The following is a 20,159-nucleotide window of genomic DNA, read 5'->3' on the forward strand; positions in this document are numbered from 1 at the left end:
TTGACGAACCATGTGACGACTCCAGGCACGGCGGATGACCGGGTCACCAGCGATGATCCTGATGCGCATTCTGCGAACGGCCGCGCCGACGGCCGCATTTCGGAGGAAGGGCGCGCTACTCGCTTCGCCACGGGCGACAGGGCCCCTGCCCGTACCACTCACCGCCCCTTCGACTGCGCACGACGACTGCGTGCCCTGACCGGCGTCGACGAGGAATTGCTGGCCAGGATCAGGTACGAGCGGAGCAAGTACACGGCCCTCGGCGGAGTTGTGCTCGGGACCTCGGTCATAGCGGCGTTCTCGATGTGGAATTTCGCGACCGAGGCGCTCGGCAGAGTCTCCCTCCTGGCCCTAGTCCCGACGGTCATCTGGATGCTGTTCGTGCTCAACCTCGACCGCTGGCTGGTCACTCCACAGCCGAACGCGCGGCGACGGGTCGGCCCCCTCTTCACGCGCCTGCTGATTGCCCTGATGCTCGGCGCGGTGATCGCCGAGCCCTTGGTACTGCGCATCTTCCAGACGGCCATCGAGGAACACGTAGCAGACGAACGTACCGACGCTGTAGACCGGTTGCGCACGAACCTGGTCCGCTGTAACCCCGTGCCGTCCACGACGCAGACAGTCCTTCCGGAGGGTTGCGGCGGGACGTACGTCCTCTCCTTCGGCAAGACGCCCGGCGAACGGGCCGGGGAACTGTCGGCCCTGCGCTCGGACACCGCCGCCCTGCAGAAGCGGACGGATCGGGATACCGCCAGGCTGGAAACTATCGACTCCCAGGTACGGGACGAGTGCCGCCAACTGATCCGTATGGCCGCCACCGGCTTGTACCAGCGGACGTCCGAGTGCCTGCGCCTGCGCGCCAAGGCACAGGACTACCGGACCACCCACCACACCGATGAGAACGAGAAGCGACTGGTCCGCATGAACAGCCGCATCTCGAAGATCGAGGCTGAGCAGACCGTGTCACGCGGCGCCTTCCTCAAGGCCCGGGCCAACGGCATCGAACAGCGGCTGAACGAGGAGCGTGCCAAGCAGAACGAGATCGGTGTCTTGGAACGGATGCGGGCACTCGAGCAACTCGCGACCGGGAACCCGGTGCTGTTCGTGGGCATCTGGCTGGTCCGCCTGCTGTTCGTCTTCCTCGATGTACTCCCCGTGCTGGTGAAGTACCTGAGCGGCGAGTCGGCGTACGACCGGATGCTCACCAGCGCGAGCAACAGCGCGGTCAAGATTCACGACGAGGAGGTCCGGTTCACCGAGCGTCGGACCATGGCGGACCTCGAAATCGCCCAGGTCGCCATCGAACAGGAGGTCCGACGTCACCGCGCCGAGTCGGACGCGGCGTTCCGGGAACACACGGCGGCGATGAACATCCGGGTCCGGCAGGCGGTGAACGCGCTGGAGGACGAGATCCGCCGCTCGTCAACGGTCTGACGCTCCTGCCTACACCAGGAACAAGGCACCACGGCCGCCCCGCACGCCGGGGCGGCCGCCTGGCACAGACGGAACGGAGGGGAAGCGTGACCACACCCGGAGACGACGCCGACAGGGACCCTGATATCGACTCCGCAAACAACCGCAGCGCCGAACTCGCCAGAGTCCTGCTGTCCGAGACCCGTGAAGAGCTCACGAAGGCCGACACCAAGGCCGGCCTCATGCTGGCTTCCTTGGGCGCGGCCCTGTCCGCCCTGCTCGGTGCGATCGGCAGCGGCGCTATCGCCCCACGACAGTACGCCGTCGTCCCGCAGCTCCTCCTCTGGGCGGGCTGCGCCGCCTGCGTACCGGCACTCGTCCTGCTGGGCCTAGCGTTGACTCCACGGCTAGGAAACCCCCGCCACTCCCGCACCCACTACTTCGGCGACGCAAGGCTCCCAATGTCAGCTGCGCACCTGGAGCAAACGGTCCGCCGCACCGACCTCGTGTCCCGGGACCTGGGCCAACTGGTGACCTTGTCCCAGATCGCCTGGACCAAATACCGCTGCATACGCCACGCACTGGCCTGGGCCACGGTTTTCTTTGCGTTCACGCTACTGGGCATAGTGACGGGAGCGTCGACTTAGCGGCGTCCCGGGTAAGGAATAGCGGACCATCCGATCGCAAAGCGTCGGCATAAACCGCCCGGCAGATGCGTTCCTGACGGTCGACGCCGGTCTGGTTGTCGTCGTCCGCCTGGGATATCCGGCAGTAGATGGCGGCCGGCTCACCGACGGCACTGGAGACGCCCCTGATGGGCTTGTTGCGCGACACGCGAATGAGTGCACGAACAAGGGGTGGCCTGGATCACCGCGACCCCGGAACTGGTGAGCGCGGTCCGCTCGGCGAAGCAGTTCCTGACCTATGTCTCCGCCGGCCCGTTCCAGTACGCGGTCGCGGAGGCACTGAACCTGCCCGACAGCTACTTCGACACCCTGCGCGCGGACCTGCGGGCCAAACGCGATCTGCTGAGCGGCGGGCTCGCCGAGGCCGGGTTCGAGGTCTACCGGCCGGCGGGCACGTACTTCGTCACCACCGACATCCGCCCGCTCGACGGCGGCGGCGACGGCTTCGCGTTCTGCCGGGCGCTTCCGGAGCGGTGCGGGGTCGTGGCCGTCCCGAACGCGGTCTTCTACGACCACCGGGAGCAGGGCGCGTCCTTCGTCCGCTTCGCCTTCTGCAAGCGGACGGAGGTGCTGGAGGAGGCCGTCTCCCGGCTCAAGGGCCTGTGAAACGACGCGGCGCGGGGAACGGTCCCGGGAAGGGGCCGTTCCCCGCGCCGTGTGCGCGTCGCGGGTGGCTCAGGCGTCCGGAGCGGCCTGCTCCGTGCCCTCGGCCGGCTTCTCGTCGGCCGGTGCCAGGCCGAGGCGCTCCAGCAGCCACTTGTCGAACTCGATGGAGGCGCGCACCCAGCTGACCGTCGAGGAGACGAAGTGCTCCAGGGAGACGCCGGTGCCGATGAGCATCTGCGCCTCACCGATCAGCCGGACCGAGGTGCCGGTGTCCTCGGAGCCCTCCTCGGGCTCGTGGGTGTGCGTGTAGACCTTGGGCCACAGGGTGCGGCGGTTCCAGTCGTCGATCGCGTCGAGGAGGACCGGGCGCTGGTCCGTGTCGTGCGGGCGGTCGTAGAACGTGCGGACCGAGAAGACCTGCTGCTCGCCCTCGCCACGGAACATGAAGTACGTGCGGAAGTCTTCCCACGGCGCCGCGAGGTCGCCCTCGTCGTCGACGACGTACTTCAGCTCCATCTGCTCCAGGAGCTGCTTGACGAGGTCCTGGTCAGGGACGACGGGGCCCTCCGGTCCTGCCGCCTGCGGTTCGGGCTGGCCCCCGAAGTTAGGAATCGAGGACGGATCGATGCTCACCGTAATTTCCCTTCGTGCGGTTGGCTGCCATCCTCTCCCATGGCGGGCGGGGCATGGCAAGCCCGGACGGCCCCGATCCGCCACAAGCTGATATCCAGCCGTGGGGACCGGGGCCGCCGGTTACTCCACATGCGCTCCGGTCAGGCCGCCGCGCCGACGGTCAGACCGTCGCCCTCCCGGTCGACGCGGACCGTGTCGCCGTCCGCGATCCCGCCCGCGAGGATCTCCTTCGCGAGCCGGTCGCCGATCGCCGTCTGGATGAGGCGGCGCAGCGGCCGGGCACCGTAGGCCGGGTCGTTGCCCTCCTCGGCCAGCCAGGCCAGGGCGGCCGGGGTGACGTCGAGGGTGAGCCTGCGGTCCGCCAGCCGCTTGGCGAGGCGGTCGATCTGGAGCCCCGCGATGTGCGCGAGCTCGTCCCCGGACAGGGCGGAGAAGACCACCAGGTCGTCGAGCCGGTTGAGGAACTCCGGCTTGAAGGAGGCCCGCACGACCTCCAGGACCTGCCGCTTCTTCTCCTCGGGCTTGGTCAGCGGGTCGACCAGGTACTGGCTGCCGAGGTTCGACGTCAGGATCAGGATGGTGTTCCGGAAGTCCACCGTCCGGCCCTGTCCGTCGGTGAGCCGGCCGTCGTCGAGGACCTGGAGCAGGATGTCGAAGACCTCGGGGTGCGCCTTCTCCACCTCGTCCAGCAGGACGACGCTGTACGGGCGGCGGCGGACGGCCTCCGTGAGCTGGCCGCCCTCCTCGTAGCCGACGTACCCGGGCGGGGCGCCGACCAGCCGGGCCACGCTGTGCTTCTCGCTGTACTCGCTCATGTCGATGCGGACCATGGCCCGCTCGTCGTCGAAGAGGAAGTCGGCGAGCGCCTTCGCCAGCTCGGTCTTGCCGACACCGGTCGGGCCGAGGAAGAGGAACGATCCGGTGGGCCGGTCGGGGTCGGCGATACCGGCCCGGGTGCGGCGTACCGCGTCCGAGACGGCCTGCACGGCCTCGCTCTGCCCGATGAGGCGCCGGCCCAGCTCCTGCTCCATGCGCAGCAGCTTCTGGGTCTCGCCCTCCAGCAGGCGGCCGGCCGGGATGCCGGTCCAGGCGCCGACGACATCGGCGATGTCGTCCGGGCCGACCTCTTCCTTGACCAGCGTCTCCTTGGGCTCCTTGGCCGCTTCCTCCTCGGCCTCGGCGGCCTCGGCCAGCTCCCGCTCGAGTCCGGGGATCTCCCCGTACAGCAGCTTGGAGGCGGTGTCGAAGTCGCCGTCGCGCTGGGCGCGTTCGGCCTGTCCGCGCAGGTCGTCGAGGCGTTCCTTCAGCTCACCGACGCGGTTGAGGCCCTGCTTCTCCTTCTCCCAGCGGGCGTTGAGACCGCGCAGCTCCTCCTCCTTGTCGGCGAGGTCGCGGCGCAGCTTCTCCAGCCGCTGCCTGGACGCGGGGTCCGTCTCGTTCTTGAGAGCCAGCTCCTCCATGTGCAACCGGTCGACGGAGCGCTGGAGTTCGTCGATCTCGACGGGCGAGGAGTCGATCTCCATGCGCAGCCGGGAGGCCGCCTCGTCGACGAGGTCGATGGCCTTGTCGGGGAGGAAGCGGGAGGTGATGTAGCGGTCGGAGAGCGTGGCTGCGGCGACCAGGGAGGCGTCCGCGATCTGCACCTTGTGGTGGGCCTCGTAGCGGCCCTTGAGCCCGCGCAGAATCGCGATGGTGTCCTCGACGGTCGGCTCGGCGACGAGCACCTGCTGGAAGCGGCGCTCCAGGGCGGGGTCCTTCTCGATCCGCTCGCGGTACTCGTCGAGCGTGGTGGCACCGACCATCCGCAGCTCGCCGCGGGCCAGCATGGGCTTGAGCATGTTGCCCGCGTCCATCGCGGAGTCGCCTCCGGCGCCCGCGCCGACGACGGTGTGCAGCTCGTCGATGAACGTGATGATCTGGCCGTCGCTCTCCTTGATCTCGGAGAGGACGGTCTTCAGGCGCTCCTCGAACTCGCCGCGGTACTTCGCGCCCGCGACCATGGCCCCCAGGTCCAGCGAGACGAGCCGCTTGTTCTTCAGGGATTCGGGGACGTCGCCCTTGACGATGCGCTGGGCGAGCCCTTCGACGACGGCGGTCTTGCCGACGCCGGGCTCACCGATGAGCACCGGGTTGTTCTTGGTCCGGCGCGACAGCACCTGGACGACGCGGCGGATCTCCTGGTCGCGCCCGATGACCGGGTCGAGCTTGCCCTCGCGCGCGGCCGCGGTGAAGTCCGTACCGAATTTCTCCAGGGCCTTGTACTGGCCCTCCGGGTCCGGTGTGCTCACCCGGCGCCCTCCCCTGCTCTTCTCGAACGCGTCCAGCAGCCTCTTCGCGCTGGCACCCTGCCCGTCGAGGATCTCACCGGCACGGCCGCCCTTCGCCGCGATGCCGATGAGCAGGTGCTCGGTGGAGATGTAGTCGTCGCCGAGCTCCTTCGCCCGCTGGGCGGCGTCGTTGATGACGGCGAGCAGCTCGCGGTTGGGCTGCGGCGGCGCGACGGTCGACCCGGTCACGCTGGGCTGCGCGCCCAGGAGGCGCTCGGTCTCGGTACGTACGGCGATCTGGTCCGCCTCGACGGCGGCGAGCAGATCGACGAGGTTCTCGTTGTCCTCACCCGCGAGCAGCGCGAGCAGCAGATGCCCCGGGGTCAGATCGGGATGCCCGTCCTTCACGGCCCTGCTGGTGGCCGCGTTGATGGCGTCCCGGCTCCTGTTGGTCAGCTCGGCGTCCACGTGCGCGCTCTCCTCTCTGCGATGACTGGCCCGTTCTCACTACTGACACGATCAACGTGCACAAAGTTGAGTCTATTCCACTCAAGGCAAAAACGGATGACTTCCCGGCTCCCTCTCCGGTACCGAGTGAACCGGCCGCTCCACCGCCCCGCCACCGCGGCGCCGGCTCCGGACTGCTTACGCTGGCGCCATGGCAGTCGACGTACGCGATCCCGGCCCGGAGTACCTCGCCTTCTGGCGCGAGTCCCATCTGTGCACCCTCACGACACTCCGCCCGGACGGCACCCCGCACGTGGTCCCGGTGTGCGTGACGTACGACCCCGAGGCCGGCCTCGCCCGCATCATCACCAACAGGAACAGCCGCAAGGTCGCCCACATCCTGGCCGCGGGCCCGGACGGCGCCCGCGTCGCGGCCTGCCAGGTGCACCGGGCCCGCTGGGCGACCCTGGAGGGCGTCGCCAGGGTGCGTACGGAGCAGGACAGGGTCGACGAGGCCGTACGCCGCCACATGGAGCGCTACGCGCGCACGCCCTCGCCCAACCCGGACCGCGTCGCCATCGAGATCACCCTGGACCGGGCGCTCGGCCACGGGTGACCGCACCCGCCCGCCGGTCCCGCGCCTGCCGTCAGCTGCCGCCCTCCGCCCAGGGCCGGCGGGGCGGCACGGGCGGCGGCGCCATGGGCGCGGGCGCCTGCGCCTGAGCCGGGAGGGACGCCGCGGCCTCCTCCTCGATCTGCGGGAGACCGTGCGGGAAGGCCGGTTCGACGGCGACCGCGCGGCGCTCGACGGCGGCGTGCATCCCCTGCCGGGCGGCGGCGTGCAGCGCCTCCCGCAGGGCGCGCGGCGGTTCGGTCCGCATCATGGCCTTCTCCATGTCGGCGCCGCCGAAGCCCCGGACGAAGTCGGAGACGAACTGCCCGAGGAGTTCGGTGCCGCGCCGATTGCGCCACATCACCCAGCCCAGGTAGAGGCTGGTGCCGTAGGCGAACACCGAGAGGTACGCGACGTAACTCCCGTCCTGGAGCACCATCCGGTGAGTCACCCGCCCGTGCTCGCCACCGCCGCGAATGCGGCGGAACACCGGCTCCACCGGCAGCCGGCGCTCCTGCACGACCCTGGCGATCTCGGCGTACGCGGATTCGGCGTGGCCCTCCCGGTCGGCCAGCAGGACCCGCCACTCCCCGACCGGCTCGGTGATCCTCGACGCCAGGAAGACGGCGACGAAGGCGATCACGGCGATCTGCAGGCCGATGCCCATGACCCCGAGGCCGCTCTCCGGATCGCCGGCCAGGGTGATGAGCCCGGCGAAGCCGAAGAGGAGAAGCACGCCGAACGCCACACCGGCGGCCCTCAGCCACACCGCGAGAAAGGCCTTCCCGTTCGCCGAGTCGTCGAAGGAGACCTCCACCTCGCGGTGGAGCAACGTCTTGTCGAGGTAGGCGGCATCGCCGTCACCTCCGCGCCGGCCGGGCTGCTTGTCGACCTTGTGTCCGCTCATGAATGACCCTTGAGGTGGAAGGGCGGAGCATGGAGGACCGTGTCCCCACCCACACAGAGGCGAATTTCGACACCTTCTGTGCCGCTCCGACCGGAATGTCTCCGGGAGAAGCACAACGGCGCCACCGTGTTCAGGTCACGGTGGCGCCGTTGTGTGGGGGAGTGTCTGAGCGACGTGGAACGACGGGGGATCGCTCAGGCACTGCGGGGGGTGGCGGAGATGGTTTCGGGCTCGAACAGCTGGTGGTCACGCTGAGCGAGGTTCACAAAGATCATGTCGTACCGAATGGCACAGCGCACGGGCTGCGGCGCTCCGCGGGGCTTGCGGAGGCACCGGTAGGCGCGGAGTTCCCCGTCGTCCTCGCGGGCGACGACGACCGGGTCACCGAACAGAGTGACCATCAACGAATCACCACGGTGGGGGAGTGCCGTGACGAGGTCGATGAAATGCCACCCTGAGCGATAGGCGGTTGCCATCTCGCGCCGGAAGGTCCGGTCGTCCGGCGGCGTAGTCATGTCAGGCGCCCACGCGATCGGAACCGGGTCCCCAACTGATCTCACCAGTCACCGTCGGCGTCTGAGCGAACCAGCTGATCTCACCGGGTGAGCTCGCAGCCTCGATGCTCCAGCTGATCTCGCCGGGCCCGGCAGCCGCCTCGGCGCTCCAGCTGATCTCATCGCCACTCGCCAGGGCGGCAAAGCCCAGTGCGGCGACGAACGAGACGGCAAGCGCCGAGCGAAGCATTCGCTTATACATAGTCGGCTTCGTCCTCACTTGTGGATTCTTCTCCCCCGCACCTAAGACGATGTCTCACCTGGGCACACGAACACCACCGAGTCGATGCATCATGTTCCTGCATGTTCAGGAACCTGGGGGGTGCGGATATGGCAACAAACGAGGCAGAAGAGACACACCGTCACGGGATCACCGAACTGTGCGCCGACGGAGCACACCTCTACGCCAGCGCGCTGCGTTCAGGGCGCATATCCCGAGCCGAAGTAGCTCCAGCCCCCTGCCTGATGGACTTCGCCCTCCTGCATCCGGATCCTGACGACCCCGACTGGCTGCGTCCTCTCCCGCCGTCCGCCGCACTCGCGCAGCGTCTCCACCCCATCGAGCGCGAGATCCAGGAACGCCGACGACGCTCCCTCGAACTGGCCGAATCATTCGAACCGTTCATGGACATCAGCGCACAGGATCCACCCATCACCCACGCCATCACCGTGCTGGAGGGGAAGCATCGCATCAACGCGGCACTGGATCTGGCCACCGCCGAATGCCGCACCGAGGTCCTCACCGTCCAGCCGGGAGGAGATCGTGGTGAGGACCGTCTGCGCGAAGGCCTGGAGCGCGGACTGCTGGTGGTGGACCGGGGGGTCGGAATGCGCACCCTGTACCAGCACACCGTCCGGCACAGCCAGGGCACTCTCGCCTACGCGGAACGCATGGCCGAGGGCAAAGTCGAGATCCGGACGCTCGAAGAACTCATCGCGCGCCTGATCGTCTTCGACCGCACCGTGGCCTTCATTCCTGCCAGCAACGACGACCAGATCGCCCTGGAACTGCGCCATCCCGGACTCGTCGAGTACTTGATCACCGTGTTCGAGCAGCTCTGGAATCGCGCATCGCCCCTGCTGGGCGCGGGGCCGTACGACCCGGCACCCAAGGGCATCAGCGGCGTCCAGCGCTCCATCGCCCAGCTTCTCGTCGAGGGCCATGTGGACGATTCGATAGCCCGCCGGCTCGGCATGAACGTCCGAACCTGCCGAGCCCACGTCGCCAAGCTGTCCGCCGTGCTGGGCAGCACCAGCCGCGCCCAACTCGGCTATCTGATAGCCCGGTCAGGAATCCTTGATCAGGACTCCTGACCGGGAACGGCCCCGGCGGTCCCCCGTCCCCGGGCCCGGGGCGCAGCCACGTAACGGGGGAGAAACGTGGCCGCGCCCTTCTGATCAGCCGGGAGAGTTCCCGGCTCCCCCGACGGGTCCACACTGATCCGAGGGCTACGCTTCCACCACCGTCATCTTGATGCACTGCACAAAGTGGGGGGTCACGAATGGGCAGGGATGAGGACACACCGGCGCACGCGCACGGGGACCGCCACCTGTGCGACGCGGCAGTCACGGTGTACACCGAAGCCCTGCGCGCAGGACGAATACCCCGGACGGCACTGCGCCCCGCACCGTGCCTGCTCGAGTTGGCACTCGTGCACCCGGACCCCCAGGACAACGACTGGATCCGGCCGGTGCCGCCGTCCGCGGCCCTCGCCCACCTGCTGCAGCCCGTCATGCGGGAGATTCACGAGCGCGTCAGGCTCTCCGCCGCGCTCGCGGATTCGCTGGCTCCCCTGGCTTCTGTCGCCAGCACCGACCCCAACCTCGCCATCACCGTCCTCGAAGGCATCCCGCTCATCGAGACGGCCGTTCAGAACGCCCTGGACGGTGCGCAGGAAGAGATCCTCACCCTGCAGCCGGGAAGCAGCCGCCCGGCGGACCAGCTCAAGAGGGCGCTGGCACGCGCCCTGTCCACGGTGGACCGCGGCGCCACCCTGCGCCACATCTACCAGCACCCGGCGCGCTACAGCCCGACGCTCAAGACCTATCTGGCCGAGGTGCCACCCGGTCACATCGAGGTCCGCACCATCGAGCAGACCGTCGAGCGGCTCTTCATCTTCGACCGCACCGTGGCCTTCATCCCCCGCCAACCCCACGCGCGACGTGGCCCTGGAGATCCGTCACCCGGCGCTCGTCCGCTATCTGATCCAGGTGTACGAGGTCCTGTGGGCCCAGGCCACCCCACTCACCGAACCGCTCCAGCCGACCCCTGCGGGCGCCACCGTCACCGCGGTCCAGCTCAGCATCGCGCGCCTCCTCGTCGAAGGTCACATCGATCAGGTGGTGGCCCGCAAGCTCGGCATCAGCGTCCGCACCTGCCGCACCCACATCGCCAAACTCATGCAGACCTTCAACGCCACCAGCCGCACCCACCTCGGCGCCCTCCTCGTCCGCTCCGGCATCGCCGAGCCCGCGGCGTCCCGTACGGCTGAAGGGCCCGCGGCGTCCCGTACGGCTGAGGAGCCCGCGGCGCCACAGACAGCGGCCCCGCACACGGCAGAGGAGCCCGTCACCCCCGACGTTCCGGGGTGACGGGCTCCTGTCACGGGCTTCCCCAGAGGGATCTCCGCTGAGTCCTGCGGTCCTTCAGTCCTTCGGCCGCTTCGGCCGCCAGACCACCAACGCACTGGTCTGCTGCACGTCCTGATACGGCACCAGGTCGCGCCGGTACGAGGCGTGCACCTGGGCCTCGCGCTGCTGCATGGCCACCGCCGCCCCGTCCACGGCCGCCGAGAGCTCGGCGACGCGCTGCTGGAGCGCTGCGACCTGATTCTCCAGTTCGATGATGCGCTTGATGCCGGCCAGGTTGATGCCCTCGTCCTGCGACAGCTGCTGCACGGTGCGCAGCAGCTCGATGTCGCGGGCCGAGTAGCGCCGTCCGCGTCCGGCCGTACGGTCGGGCGAGACGAGGCCGAGGCGGTCGTACTGGCGCAGCGTCTGCGGATGGAGGCCCGAGAGCTGGGCCGCGATCGAGATCACGTACACCGGCGATTCATCGGTGAGTTCGTACGGATTGCGTCGTCGGCCGTCCACCTCAAGCTCCCTTCGCTGCCTGGAACAGCTCCGCCCGCGGGTCCTGGTCCGCGGTCGCCTTCCGGTAGGCCTCCAGCGCGTCCCGGGCGTCGGTGCCCAGGTCCGTGGGGACCGCCACCTCGACGGTGACCAGCAGGTCGCCGCGGGTGCCGTCCTTGCGGACCGCGCCCTTGCCCCGGGCCCGCATGGTACGCCCGCCCGGTGTGCCGGCCGGAAGCTTCAGGGTGACCGGCGGTCCGCCGAGCGTGGGGACCTTCACCTCGCCGCCGAGCGCCGCCTCCGTGAAGGTGACGGGCACGGTGACCGTGAGGTTGTCGCCCTTGCGCCCGAAGACCGGGTGGGCGTCGACGTGGACGACGACGTAGAGGTCGCCGGCCGGTCCGCCGCGCTCGCCCGGGGCGCCCTTGCCGCGCAGCCGGATCCGCTGGCCGTCGAGGACGCCCGCCGGGATCCTGACCTGCATGGTGCGGGACGACTTCGCCCGTCCGCTGCCCTTGCAGACCTCGCAGGGGTCCTGGGCGATGAGGCCCCGGCCCTTGCAGTCCACGCAGGGATCGGTGAGCGAGAACCCGCCGCCGCTGCCGCGCGAGACCTGGCCGGTGCCGACGCAGGTCGGGCAGACCCGGGGGGTGCCGTTCTTGTCGCCGGTGCCGGAGCAGGCCTTGCAGGGCGCCTGGCTGGACATCCGCAGCGGGACCGTGGCCCCGTCGACCGCCTCGGTGAAGCTGAGCGTCACCTCGGACTCGATGTCCTGGCCGCGGCGCGGCTGCACCCGGGTGCCGGCGCCGGCACCCGCGCCACCCCGGTTGAAGAGGCCGCCGAAGACATCTCCCAGGCCGCCGCCGCCGAACCCGCCGGCGCCGCCCTGCTGGCCCCCGCCCGGGGCACCTCCGAAGAGGTCCCCCAGGTCGAAGTTGAAGTTGCCCTGGGCGCCGCCGGGTCCGGCGCGGAAGCCACCGTTGCCGAAGAGGGCGCGCGCCTCGTCGTACTCCTTGCGCTTCTTGGCGTCGCCGAGGACGTCGTTCGCCTCGGAGATCTCCTTGAAGCGCCCTTCCGCCTTGTCGTCGCCCTTGTTGGCGTCCGGGTGGAACTCGCGGGCGAGCTTCCGGTACGCCTTCTTGATCTCGGCGTCGGTGGCGTCCTTCGGGACGCCGAGAACCTTGTAGTAGTCCTTCTCGACGAAGTCCTTCGTACTCATCGACGTCCCTCCTTCCGGACGCCCGGCCGGGTGGCCGGGTGGTGTGCTGCCAGGTGGTCGGACGGAATGTCAGACCTCCTCGCCGCCACCGCTCTCCTCGTCGTCTGCCTTCTCTTCCTTCGCCGCGGGGGTCGCCCCCGGCTGGGGTTCGGCCACCGCCACCCGCGCGGGGCGGATGGTGCGCTCGCCGATGCGATACCCGGGCTGCAGGATCGCCACGCAGGTCGTCTCCGTGACGTCCGGCGCGTACGAGTGCATCAGGGCCTCGTGGATCGTCGGGTCGAAGGGCTCGCCCTCCTTGCCGAACTGCTGCAGTCCGAGCTTGGCGACGACCGTCTCCAGCGATTCGGCCACCGACTTGAACCCGCCCACGAGCTCACCGTGCTCACGGGCCCGGCCGACGTCGTCGAGCACGGGCAGGAGCTCGGACAGGAGACCCGCGACGGCGATCTCCTTGACCGTGACCCGGTCCCGCTCCACGCGGCGGCGGTAGTTCTGGTACTCGGCCTGGAGCCGCTGGAGGTCGCCCGTGCGCTCGGAGAGCGCGGTGCGGACCTGGTCCAGCTGAGCGGTCAGGGCCGTCGTCCGGTTCGCGTCCGTACGGTTCTCGTCCGTCTGGTTCGCGTCCCCGGCCGGGGCCGCCGCCTCCTCCGAAGAGGGGGTGGCGGCCTTCGGCTCGGCGTCGTCAGGGGTGGCGCCGGAGGGGACGTCGGGCTTCTCCTCGAAGCCCGGAGTCTCCTCGGTCACGCCGCACCGCCCTTGGAGTCCTTCTCGTCGTCGACGATCTCGGCGTCCACGACATCGTCATCGGCCTTGGCCTGCTCGGCACCCGGCTGCGCGTCGGCCTGCGGGCCGCCCTCGGCCTGGGCGTTGGCGTACATCGCCTGGCCCAGCTTCTGGGAGACGGCCGCGACCTTCTCGGTGGCCGTGCGGATCTCGGCGGTGTCCTCGCCCTTGAGCTTCTCCTTCAGCTCGGTGAGCGCGGTCTCCACCTCCGTCTTCACGTCACCGGGGACCTTGTCCTCGTTGTCCTTGAGGAACTTCTCCGTCTGGTAGACGAGCTGCTCGCCCTGGTTGCGGGACTCGGCGGCCTCGCGACGGCGGTGGTCCTCGTCCGCGTACTGCTCGGCCTCTTCACGCATCCGGTTGACCTCGTCCTTCGGCAGCGAGGAGCCACCGGTGACGGTCATCTTCTGCTCCTTGCCGGTGCCGAGGTCCTTGGCAGCGACGTGCATGATGCCGTTGGCGTCGATGTCGAAGGCGACCTCGATCTGCGGCACACCGCGCGGGGCCGGCGGCAGACCGGTCAGCTCGAACATCCCGAGCTTCTTGTTGTACGCCGCGATCTCGCGCTCGCCCTGGTAGACCTGGATCTGCACGGACGGCTGGTTGTCCTCGGCCGTCGTGAAGATCTCGGAACGCTTGGTCGGGATCGTGGTGTTGCGCTCGATGAGCTTGGTCATGATCCCTCCCTTGGTCTCGATACCGAGGGACAGCGGGGTGACGTCGAGAAGCAGGACGTCCTTGACCTCGCCCTTGAGGACACCGGCCTGGAGCGAGGCGCCGATGGCGACGACCTCGTCCGGGTTCACACCCTTGTTGGCGTCCTGGCCGCCCGTGAGCTCCTTGACGAGCTCGGCGACGGCCGGCATACGGGTCGAGCCACCGACGAGAACGACGTGGTCGATCTCGGAGAGCTGGATGCCCGCGTCCTTGATGACGTTCTGGAACGGGTTCTTGCAGCGGTCCAGGAGGTCCGCGGTGAGCTGCTGGAACTGCGAGCGCGTGAGCTTCTCGTCCAGGTGCAGCGGGCCCTCGGCCGACGCCGTGATGTACGGCAGGTTGATCGAGGTCTCCGTCGAGGACGACAGCTCGATCTTCGCCTTCTCCGCGGCCTCGCGCAGACGCTGGAGAGCCATCTTGTCCTTGGACAGGTCCACGCCGTGCCCGTTGGCGAACTGCTTCACCAGGTAGTCGACGACGCGCTGGTCCCAGTCGTCACCACCGAGGTGGTTGTCACCGTTGGTGGCCTTCACCTCGACGACGCCGTCGCCGATCTCCAGGAGCGACACGTCGAAGGTGCCGCCACCGAGGTCGAAGACGAGGATCGTCTGGTCGTCCTTGTCGAGCCCGTACGCCAGCGCGGCGGCCGTCGGCTCGTTGACGATACGCAGGACGTTCAGGCCCGCGATCTCGCCGGCCTCCTTCGTCGCCTGACGCTCGGAGTCGTTGAAGTACGCCGGGACGGTGATGACCGCGTCGGCCACCTTCTCGCCCAGGTACGCCTCGGCGTCACGCTTGAGCTTCTGCAGGATGAAGGCGCTCATCTGCTGCGGGTTGAAGCTCTTGCCGTCGATCTCGATCTTCCAGTCAGTGCCCATGTGGCGCTTGACCGAACGGATCGTCCTGTCGACGTTCGTCACTGCCTGGCGCTTGGCGACCTCGCCGACCAGAACCTCGCCGTTCTTCGCGAAGGCGACGACGGACGGCGTGGTCCTGGCGCCTTCGGCGTTGGTGATGACGGTGGGCTCGCCGCCTTCGAGAACGCTGACGACGGAGTTAGTCGTGCCCAGGTCGATGCCGACCGCACGTGCCATTTCAATTCCTCCAACTGACTACTTGAGTGGATCTGACTCAAGGATGCATGACACCCGCCCCGGAGTCAACAGACCTGAGTCGAGTCGACTCAACTAACGTGCACACCCCCCGTGCCACCAGCAGAAACACCGATGCCCACCCCTGAGGGACACAGCTCGCATACCGGCGATCAGCGGCAATCCGCCCCACGCATGGGCGACACCCGCCCGCCCCCCTGGGTCACACACCCCTCCTCATCATCGCCTCATGGGATCGTTCTGTCACAAAATGCCGTGAGCCGCGCAAAACCGGCACCCGATCGACCCCGTCAGCCGACCCAGGCAGGTGCGAACGATGCAGACGCAGTGGCAAGGACAGCGCCACGCCCCCCGCCGGCGCCCCGGGCCCGCCAGGCGCACCTGGCAGCCGCCGCGGCCGCCCCGCCTCCCGGCCGCCCGCAGGGCCCTGCGGACACTGACGCCCGCCCGCCTGCCCCGCCCCACCGCGAAACGCGCCCTGGACCTGGCACTCGGCTCGGTCCTCCTGCTCCTGGCCTGCCCCCTGCTCGCCACGGCCGCCCTGGCCCTCGCCGCCCAGCGCGGCTCCGGGGGCGTACTGACGCGCTCGACCCGGCTGGGGGCGGACGGCAGACCGTTCGTCCTGCGGTCGCTGCGCACCCGGCGGCTCCGGCTGCACGTGATCTCCCGGCTCCCCCACGTGGTGCGGGGCGAGCTCTCCCTCGTCGGGCCGGCCCCGCTCGCGCCGGGCGACGTACGAGGCAGGCCGGCCGGTGCGAGAGACTGGCGGCGGGAACTGAAGCCCGGCCTGACCGGCCTGGCCCAGATCCGTCACCGCTCGGCCATGCCGTGGGACGAGCCGGACCTCCTCGACCAGCACTACGCCGAGCACCACCGGCCGGGCCTGGACCTGGCGATCCTCGCGGAGGCCGTCGGCGCACCCCTGTACCGGGCGGCCCGGAGCCTCGCCGGGCACGGCAAGGCAGACCTGAGCGACACAGATCACCGCCTGCCCGGCTACAGGACGGCGGAATAAGTGGATAGTGTCAGCACAGACTGATTAAGTTACTGCTTAGTAATCGTTTAGCCCTCATCCGAGTCACCACCTGAGTAATCAGCGATCCTCGCTGGATCCCACCCTCGCAGGCCCGAGGAGCCCCCAAATGCAACTCGCCGCGATCATCGTGTCGCTGGTGCTGACCGTCGTCGGCGTTGCGCTCATCGCCCGAGCGGTCGCGCAGATCTACCGGTTCGTCCGCCTCGGACAGCCGGTACCGGCAGGCAGCCGCACCGACGACCCCAAGCAGCGCACGATCACCCTGGTCAAGGAGTTCCTCGGCCACACCCGGATGAACCGGTGGGGCATCGTGGGCTTCGCGCACTGGTTCGTCGCGATCGGCTTCCTGACGCTGCCGCCGACGCTGCTCCAGGCGTACGGACAGCTCTTCAAGGCCGACTGGGTGCTGCCGGTCATCGGCGAGTGGCTGCCGTTCGAGCTGTACATCGAGTTCATCGGCCTGATGACGACGGTCGGCATCCTCGTGCTGATCGCCATCCGGCTGCTGAACCTTCCCTCCCGGGCCGGCCGCAAGTCGCGCTTCGCGGGCTCCAAGGCCTGGCAGGCGTACTTCGTCGAGTACGTCATCCTCGTCATCGGCCTGGCGATCCTGACCCTGCGCGGCCTCGAGGGCGCGATCCACCACGTCGACGGCTACGAGGCCGCGTACTTCGTCTCGTACCCGCTGGTCCTCGCCTTCAAGGGACTCGCGCTCGGCACGCTGCAGAACCTCATCTACTTCACCGCGATGGTCAAGATCGGCGTCTCGCTGATCTGGATGATCACGGTCTCGCTCAACACCAACATGGGTGTCGCCTGGCACCGCTTCCTCGGCTTCCCGAACATCTGGTTCAAGCGGAACGCCGACGGCGAGGTCGCGCTGGGAGCACTCCAGCCGATGACCTCGGGCGGCCAGGAGATCGACTGGGAGGACCCGGCCGAGGACGCCGTCTTCGGTGTCTCCCAGGTCGAGCAGTTCTCCTGGAAGGGCATCCTCGACTTCTCCACGTGCACCGAGTGCGGCCGCTGCCAGTCGCAGTGCCCCGCCTGGAACACGGGCAAGCCGCTCTCCCCGAAGCTCCTGATCATGTCCCTGCGCGACCACGCGCACGCCAAGGCCCCGTACCTGCTGGCCGGCGGCGGCAAGGACATGGAGGGCAACGAGAAGGCGACCGAGGAGCAGCTCAAGGACGTCCCGGCCGCGGCTCTCGCCGAGGCCGAGCGCCCGCTGATCGGCACGGTCGAGGAGAACGGCGTCATCGACCCGGACGTCCTCTGGTCCTGCACCACCTGCGGTGCGTGCGTGGAGCAGTGCCCGGTCGACATCGAGCACATCGACCACATCGTCGACATGCGCCGCTACCAGGTGATGATCGAGTCCGCGTTCCCGTCCGAGGCGGGCACGATGCTCAAGAACCTGGAGAAGAAGGGCAACCCCTGGGGGCTCGCCAAGAAGCAGCGCGTCGAGTGGACCAAGGAGGTCGACTTCGAGGTCCCGATCGTCGGCAAGGACGTCGAGGACCTCACCGAGGTCGACTACCTCTACTGGGTCGGCTGCGCCGGCGCCCTGGAGGACCGCGCGAAGAAGACCACCAAGGCCTTCGCCGAGCTCCTCCACATCGCGGGCGTCAAGTTCGCGATCATGGGCGGCGACGAGAAGTGCACGGGTGACTCGGCCCGCCGCCTGGGCAACGAGCCGCTGTTCCAGCAGCTCGGCCAGGAGAACGTCGCGATGCTGAACATGGCGTTCGGCGAGGACGACGAGGACGACTCGACGAAGAAGGCCAAGGCGACGAAGAAGATCGTCGCGACCTGCCCGCACTGCTTCAACACCATCGCGAACGAGTACCCGCAGCTCGGCGGCGAGTACGAGGTCATCCACCACACGCAGCTGCTCCAGCACCTGGTGGACGAGGGCAAGCTGATCCCCGTGACCCCGGTCGAGGGCCTGATCACGTACCACGACCCCTGCTACCTGGGCCGTCACAACAAGATCTACACGCCCCCGCGCGAGATCATCGCGAAGGTCCCGGGTCTGCGGAACGAGGAGATGCACCGCCACAAGGAGCGCGGCTTCTGCTGCGGCGCCGGTGGTGCCCGGATGTGGATGGAGGAGCGGATCGGCAAGCGCATCAACAACGAGCGCGTCGACGAAGCCCTCTCCCTCAACCCGGACATCGTCTCCACCGCCTGCCCGTTCTGCCTCGTCATGCTGACCGACTCGGTCAACGGCAAGAAGAACGACGGCAAGGCGAAGGAGTCGATCCAGGTGGTCGACGTGTCGCAGCTGCTGCTCGACTCCGTGAAGACCCCGGCCGACCCGGCGGGCGAACCGGAACCGGCTGACGCGCCGGAGCCGGAACCGGCGAAGTGACGGGTAACCGGTAACGCGCCACCGCGTTGCACAAGCGGCCGGACCTGCCTCGGGGGCAGGACCGGCCGCTTCTGCTTCTCGGCTCCGGTGGCGCATGATGTGGGGCGGCCGGGCCGGAAGAGCCGGCCGGGACGGCCACAACGTACGAGGTATTCCTGCGGGGATACGTATTCGGAGGTATCCCGTGCGGATACGCATCGCCGGGGCGGCAGCGAGAGCGACCACACGCCCCGCACGAACCACCGGCCGCCCGACACCCCCGGCCCGACCCGCACGCCCCGCCCTCACGGCGACTGCAACAGCACGACCTGCCCTCGCGGAAGCGACAGGGACAGGGACAGAAGCACGACCTGTACGAACCGCCCTCGCGACAGCGGCAACAGCACGACCCGCACGAACCACCCTCGCGACAGCGGCAACAGCACGACCCGCACGCCCCTCCGCCCTCGCACCGAACGCCCACCCCACCCGAACCACCGGCCGCTCGGCAGCCGCCGCGGCGCTCGGCGGCCTCTGTGCCTGCGTCCTCCTGCTGACGGCCTGCACGGGCTCCCCCGCCTCCTCGGCCCCCAAGAACGGCGACGTCCCTCCCACCGCCCTCTCGGGCCTGGCGGGAGCCGAGCGCCACGCCGTCCCGCACGGCACCGGCAGCCGCGTCCCCGACGACTTCAACGGCGACGGCCACCGCGACCTCGTCCTGGACGACCTGGTGAAGCCGGCGGCCGACAGCCACGGCGACGACGCCGGGATCGGCATCGTGTACGGCTCCGCCGCCCGCGGCCTCGACCCTTCGGTACGCCAGCTGCTCAGCGCACGCACGAACGCCGCCAAGATCGGCGACACGCTTCCCGCGGCCTTCGACGCCGAGGCCTCGTGCGACCTGGACCACGACGGTTTCACCGATCTGATCGTGGCCACGGACCCCCCGTACAACGGCATCGGCCGCCCGCCCGTCCCGCTGCAGATCCTCTTCGGCTCGCCCGCGGGCCTCACCGGCAAGGCGGTCACGCTCCGCATCCCGGACCGGGCCCGCTTCGGCAACGCCTGGCCGGACCACCCCGTCTGCGGCGACTTCGACGGAGACGGGAAGCCGGACCTGGCCGTGACGGCGAGCTCGGGCCGGTTCAGCTTCCTGCGGGGCCCGTTCACCCGCGACGGCCGCCCGCACGCCGCCGGCGGCACCATCCCGGGAGCCGGACCCGTCCTGTCCGCCCCCGAGCCCCGGACGGACACGAACGGCGACGGGTACGACGACCTGGTGTACACCGCGCTCCCTCATGAACCCGGAACCGCCGCCACGGGCACGCTGCTGCTCGGCAGCCCCGACGGACCGGGCCGCCCGGGCGGCCCGTACCGCTTCGGCGCCCCGGCCACGGACCTCCCGACTGCCCCGCTGCGCACGACCGCGGGCAGCAAGGCCACACCCCGTGCGGAAACGACCCTCCTCCAGCGGTACGCGGACTTCGACGGCGACGGGAAACCGGACACGGTGGTCCGCACGCACCGGGGCGAGACGGCCGACCTGATCGCGCTGTACCCGGCGGCGACACCGGACCGCCCGCTGATCACGTTCACCAGCGCCCTGTTCACAGCGGGCTGAGGACAGCACCCCAGGGTTCCCTTAGCTTGATCTTTAACCTGTGCGGCGTGGACGTGGAGTCGTTGACTTCTTCGTTCGTCGCTTGGCGGAGCCTGGTTTGCCGACTGTGTGCACGTC

The 20,159-nt window shown here is 69.3% G+C and carries 16 protein-coding genes and 2 pseudogenes; 9 read left to right on the forward strand and 9 right to left on the reverse strand.

Features of this window, described 5'->3' with window-relative positions:
- From ACIQMX_RS35750 to ACIQMX_RS35760, 3 genes and pseudogenes are all read left to right on the forward strand, one after another.
- A complete protein-coding gene (locus ACIQMX_RS35750; RefSeq protein WP_402484359.1) occupies window positions 1–1,434 on the forward strand; it encodes a DUF4407 domain-containing protein in 1,434 nt (477 codons plus the stop codon).
- 86 nt (window positions 1,435–1,520) lie between these two features.
- The gene (locus ACIQMX_RS35755) at window positions 1,521–2,060 is read left to right on the forward strand and encodes a Pycsar system effector family protein (protein ID WP_402484361.1); all 540 of its coding nucleotides are present in this window, start codon (window positions 1,521–1,523) and stop codon (window positions 2,058–2,060) included.
- Between the two features lie 210 nt (window positions 2,061–2,270).
- Window positions 2,271–2,705, forward strand: a pseudogene (locus ACIQMX_RS35760) (aminotransferase class I/II-fold pyridoxal phosphate-dependent enzyme); the annotation flags it as partial.
- Between the two features lie 69 nt (window positions 2,706–2,774).
- On the opposite strand, the gene ACIQMX_RS35765 reads toward ACIQMX_RS35760, so the two are convergent.
- Both ACIQMX_RS35765 and clpB read right to left on the reverse strand, forming a co-directional pair.
- Window positions 2,775–3,338: a YbjN domain-containing protein gene (locus ACIQMX_RS35765; protein WP_326660345.1), complete on the reverse strand. Its 564-nt coding sequence runs from the start codon at window positions 3,336–3,338 to the stop codon at window positions 2,775–2,777.
- Window positions 3,339–3,478: 140 nt separating this feature from the next.
- The gene (gene clpB, locus ACIQMX_RS35770) at window positions 3,479–6,073 is read right to left on the reverse strand and encodes an ATP-dependent chaperone ClpB (RefSeq protein WP_363075101.1); all 2,595 of its coding nucleotides are present in this window, start codon (window positions 6,071–6,073) and stop codon (window positions 3,479–3,481) included.
- A 190-nt stretch (window positions 6,074–6,263) separates the two neighbouring features.
- Here clpB and ACIQMX_RS35775 point away from each other — a divergent pair, with 190 nt between their 5' ends.
- Entirely contained in the window at window positions 6,264–6,668 is a 405-nt protein-coding gene (locus ACIQMX_RS35775) for a TIGR03618 family F420-dependent PPOX class oxidoreductase (RefSeq protein ID WP_363075099.1), read from the forward strand.
- A gap of 31 nt (window positions 6,669–6,699) precedes the next feature.
- Here the strand turns inward: ACIQMX_RS35775 and ACIQMX_RS35780 are convergent, their stop codons facing one another.
- From ACIQMX_RS35780 to ACIQMX_RS35790, 3 genes are all read right to left on the reverse strand, one after another.
- The gene (locus tag ACIQMX_RS35780; protein WP_402484364.1) at window positions 6,700–7,572 is read right to left on the reverse strand and encodes a hypothetical protein; all 873 of its coding nucleotides are present in this window, start codon (window positions 7,570–7,572) and stop codon (window positions 6,700–6,702) included.
- A 194-nt stretch (window positions 7,573–7,766) separates the two neighbouring features.
- Window positions 7,767–8,087, reverse strand: coding sequence for a (2Fe-2S)-binding protein (locus tag ACIQMX_RS35785; RefSeq protein WP_136326604.1), 321 nt, complete (start codon window positions 8,085–8,087; stop codon window positions 7,767–7,769).
- A 1-nt stretch (window position 8,088) separates the two neighbouring features.
- Window positions 8,089–8,328, reverse strand: coding sequence for a hypothetical protein (locus tag ACIQMX_RS35790; protein WP_363075095.1), 240 nt, complete (start codon window positions 8,326–8,328; stop codon window positions 8,089–8,091).
- Between the two features lie 101 nt (window positions 8,329–8,429).
- On the opposite strand from ACIQMX_RS35790, the gene ACIQMX_RS35795 reads away from it, so the two are divergent.
- Both ACIQMX_RS35795 and ACIQMX_RS35800 read left to right on the forward strand, forming a co-directional pair.
- Complete coding sequence (locus ACIQMX_RS35795; protein WP_402484367.1) at window positions 8,430–9,440, forward strand: helix-turn-helix transcriptional regulator; 1,011 nt, start codon at window positions 8,430–8,432, stop codon at window positions 9,438–9,440.
- Between the two features lie 188 nt (window positions 9,441–9,628).
- Window positions 9,629–10,718: pseudogene (locus ACIQMX_RS35800) on the forward strand (LuxR C-terminal-related transcriptional regulator).
- Between the two features lie 54 nt (window positions 10,719–10,772).
- Here ACIQMX_RS35800 and ACIQMX_RS35805 read toward each other — a convergent pair.
- The 4 genes from ACIQMX_RS35805 to dnaK form a co-directional block, all read right to left on the reverse strand.
- A complete protein-coding gene (locus ACIQMX_RS35805; protein ID WP_093899393.1) occupies window positions 10,773–11,219 on the reverse strand; it encodes a heat shock protein transcriptional repressor HspR in 447 nt (148 codons plus the stop codon).
- A gap of 1 nt (window position 11,220) precedes the next feature.
- Entirely contained in the window at window positions 11,221–12,417 is a 1,197-nt protein-coding gene (gene dnaJ / locus ACIQMX_RS35810) for a molecular chaperone DnaJ (protein ID WP_363078734.1), read from the reverse strand.
- Window positions 12,418–12,486: 69 nt separating this feature from the next.
- Window positions 12,487–13,164 (reverse strand): nucleotide exchange factor GrpE, encoded by a 678-nt coding sequence (gene grpE / locus ACIQMX_RS35815; RefSeq protein ID WP_363078732.1) that lies wholly within the window; start codon window positions 13,162–13,164, stop codon window positions 12,487–12,489.
- Window positions 13,161–15,014, reverse strand: coding sequence for a molecular chaperone DnaK (dnaK, locus tag ACIQMX_RS35820; RefSeq protein WP_148019884.1), 1,854 nt, complete (start codon window positions 15,012–15,014; stop codon window positions 13,161–13,163). The genes grpE and dnaK overlap by 4 nt, the downstream gene beginning before the upstream one ends.
- 334 nt (window positions 15,015–15,348) lie before the next feature.
- Here dnaK and ACIQMX_RS35825 point away from each other — a divergent pair, with 334 nt between their 5' ends.
- The 3 genes from ACIQMX_RS35825 to ACIQMX_RS35835 all read left to right on the forward strand — a co-directional run bounded on the left by ACIQMX_RS35825 (window position 15,349) and on the right by ACIQMX_RS35835 (window position 20,042).
- A complete protein-coding gene (locus ACIQMX_RS35825; protein WP_402484369.1) occupies window positions 15,349–16,047 on the forward strand; it encodes a sugar transferase in 699 nt (232 codons plus the stop codon).
- 127 nt (window positions 16,048–16,174) lie between these two features.
- Complete coding sequence (locus ACIQMX_RS35830) at window positions 16,175–18,442, forward strand: (Fe-S)-binding protein (protein ID WP_363078728.1); 2,268 nt, start codon at window positions 16,175–16,177, stop codon at window positions 18,440–18,442.
- Window positions 18,443–18,971: 529 nt separating this feature from the next.
- Window positions 18,972–20,042, forward strand: coding sequence for an FG-GAP repeat domain-containing protein (locus ACIQMX_RS35835; protein WP_402484377.1), 1,071 nt, complete (start codon window positions 18,972–18,974; stop codon window positions 20,040–20,042).
- The last annotated feature ends 117 nt before the right edge of the window (window positions 20,043–20,159 follow it).

The organism is Streptomyces sp. NPDC091416 (assembly GCF_044756845.1).
Taxonomy (GTDB): Bacteria; Actinomycetota; Actinomycetes; order Streptomycetales; family Streptomycetaceae; genus Streptomyces.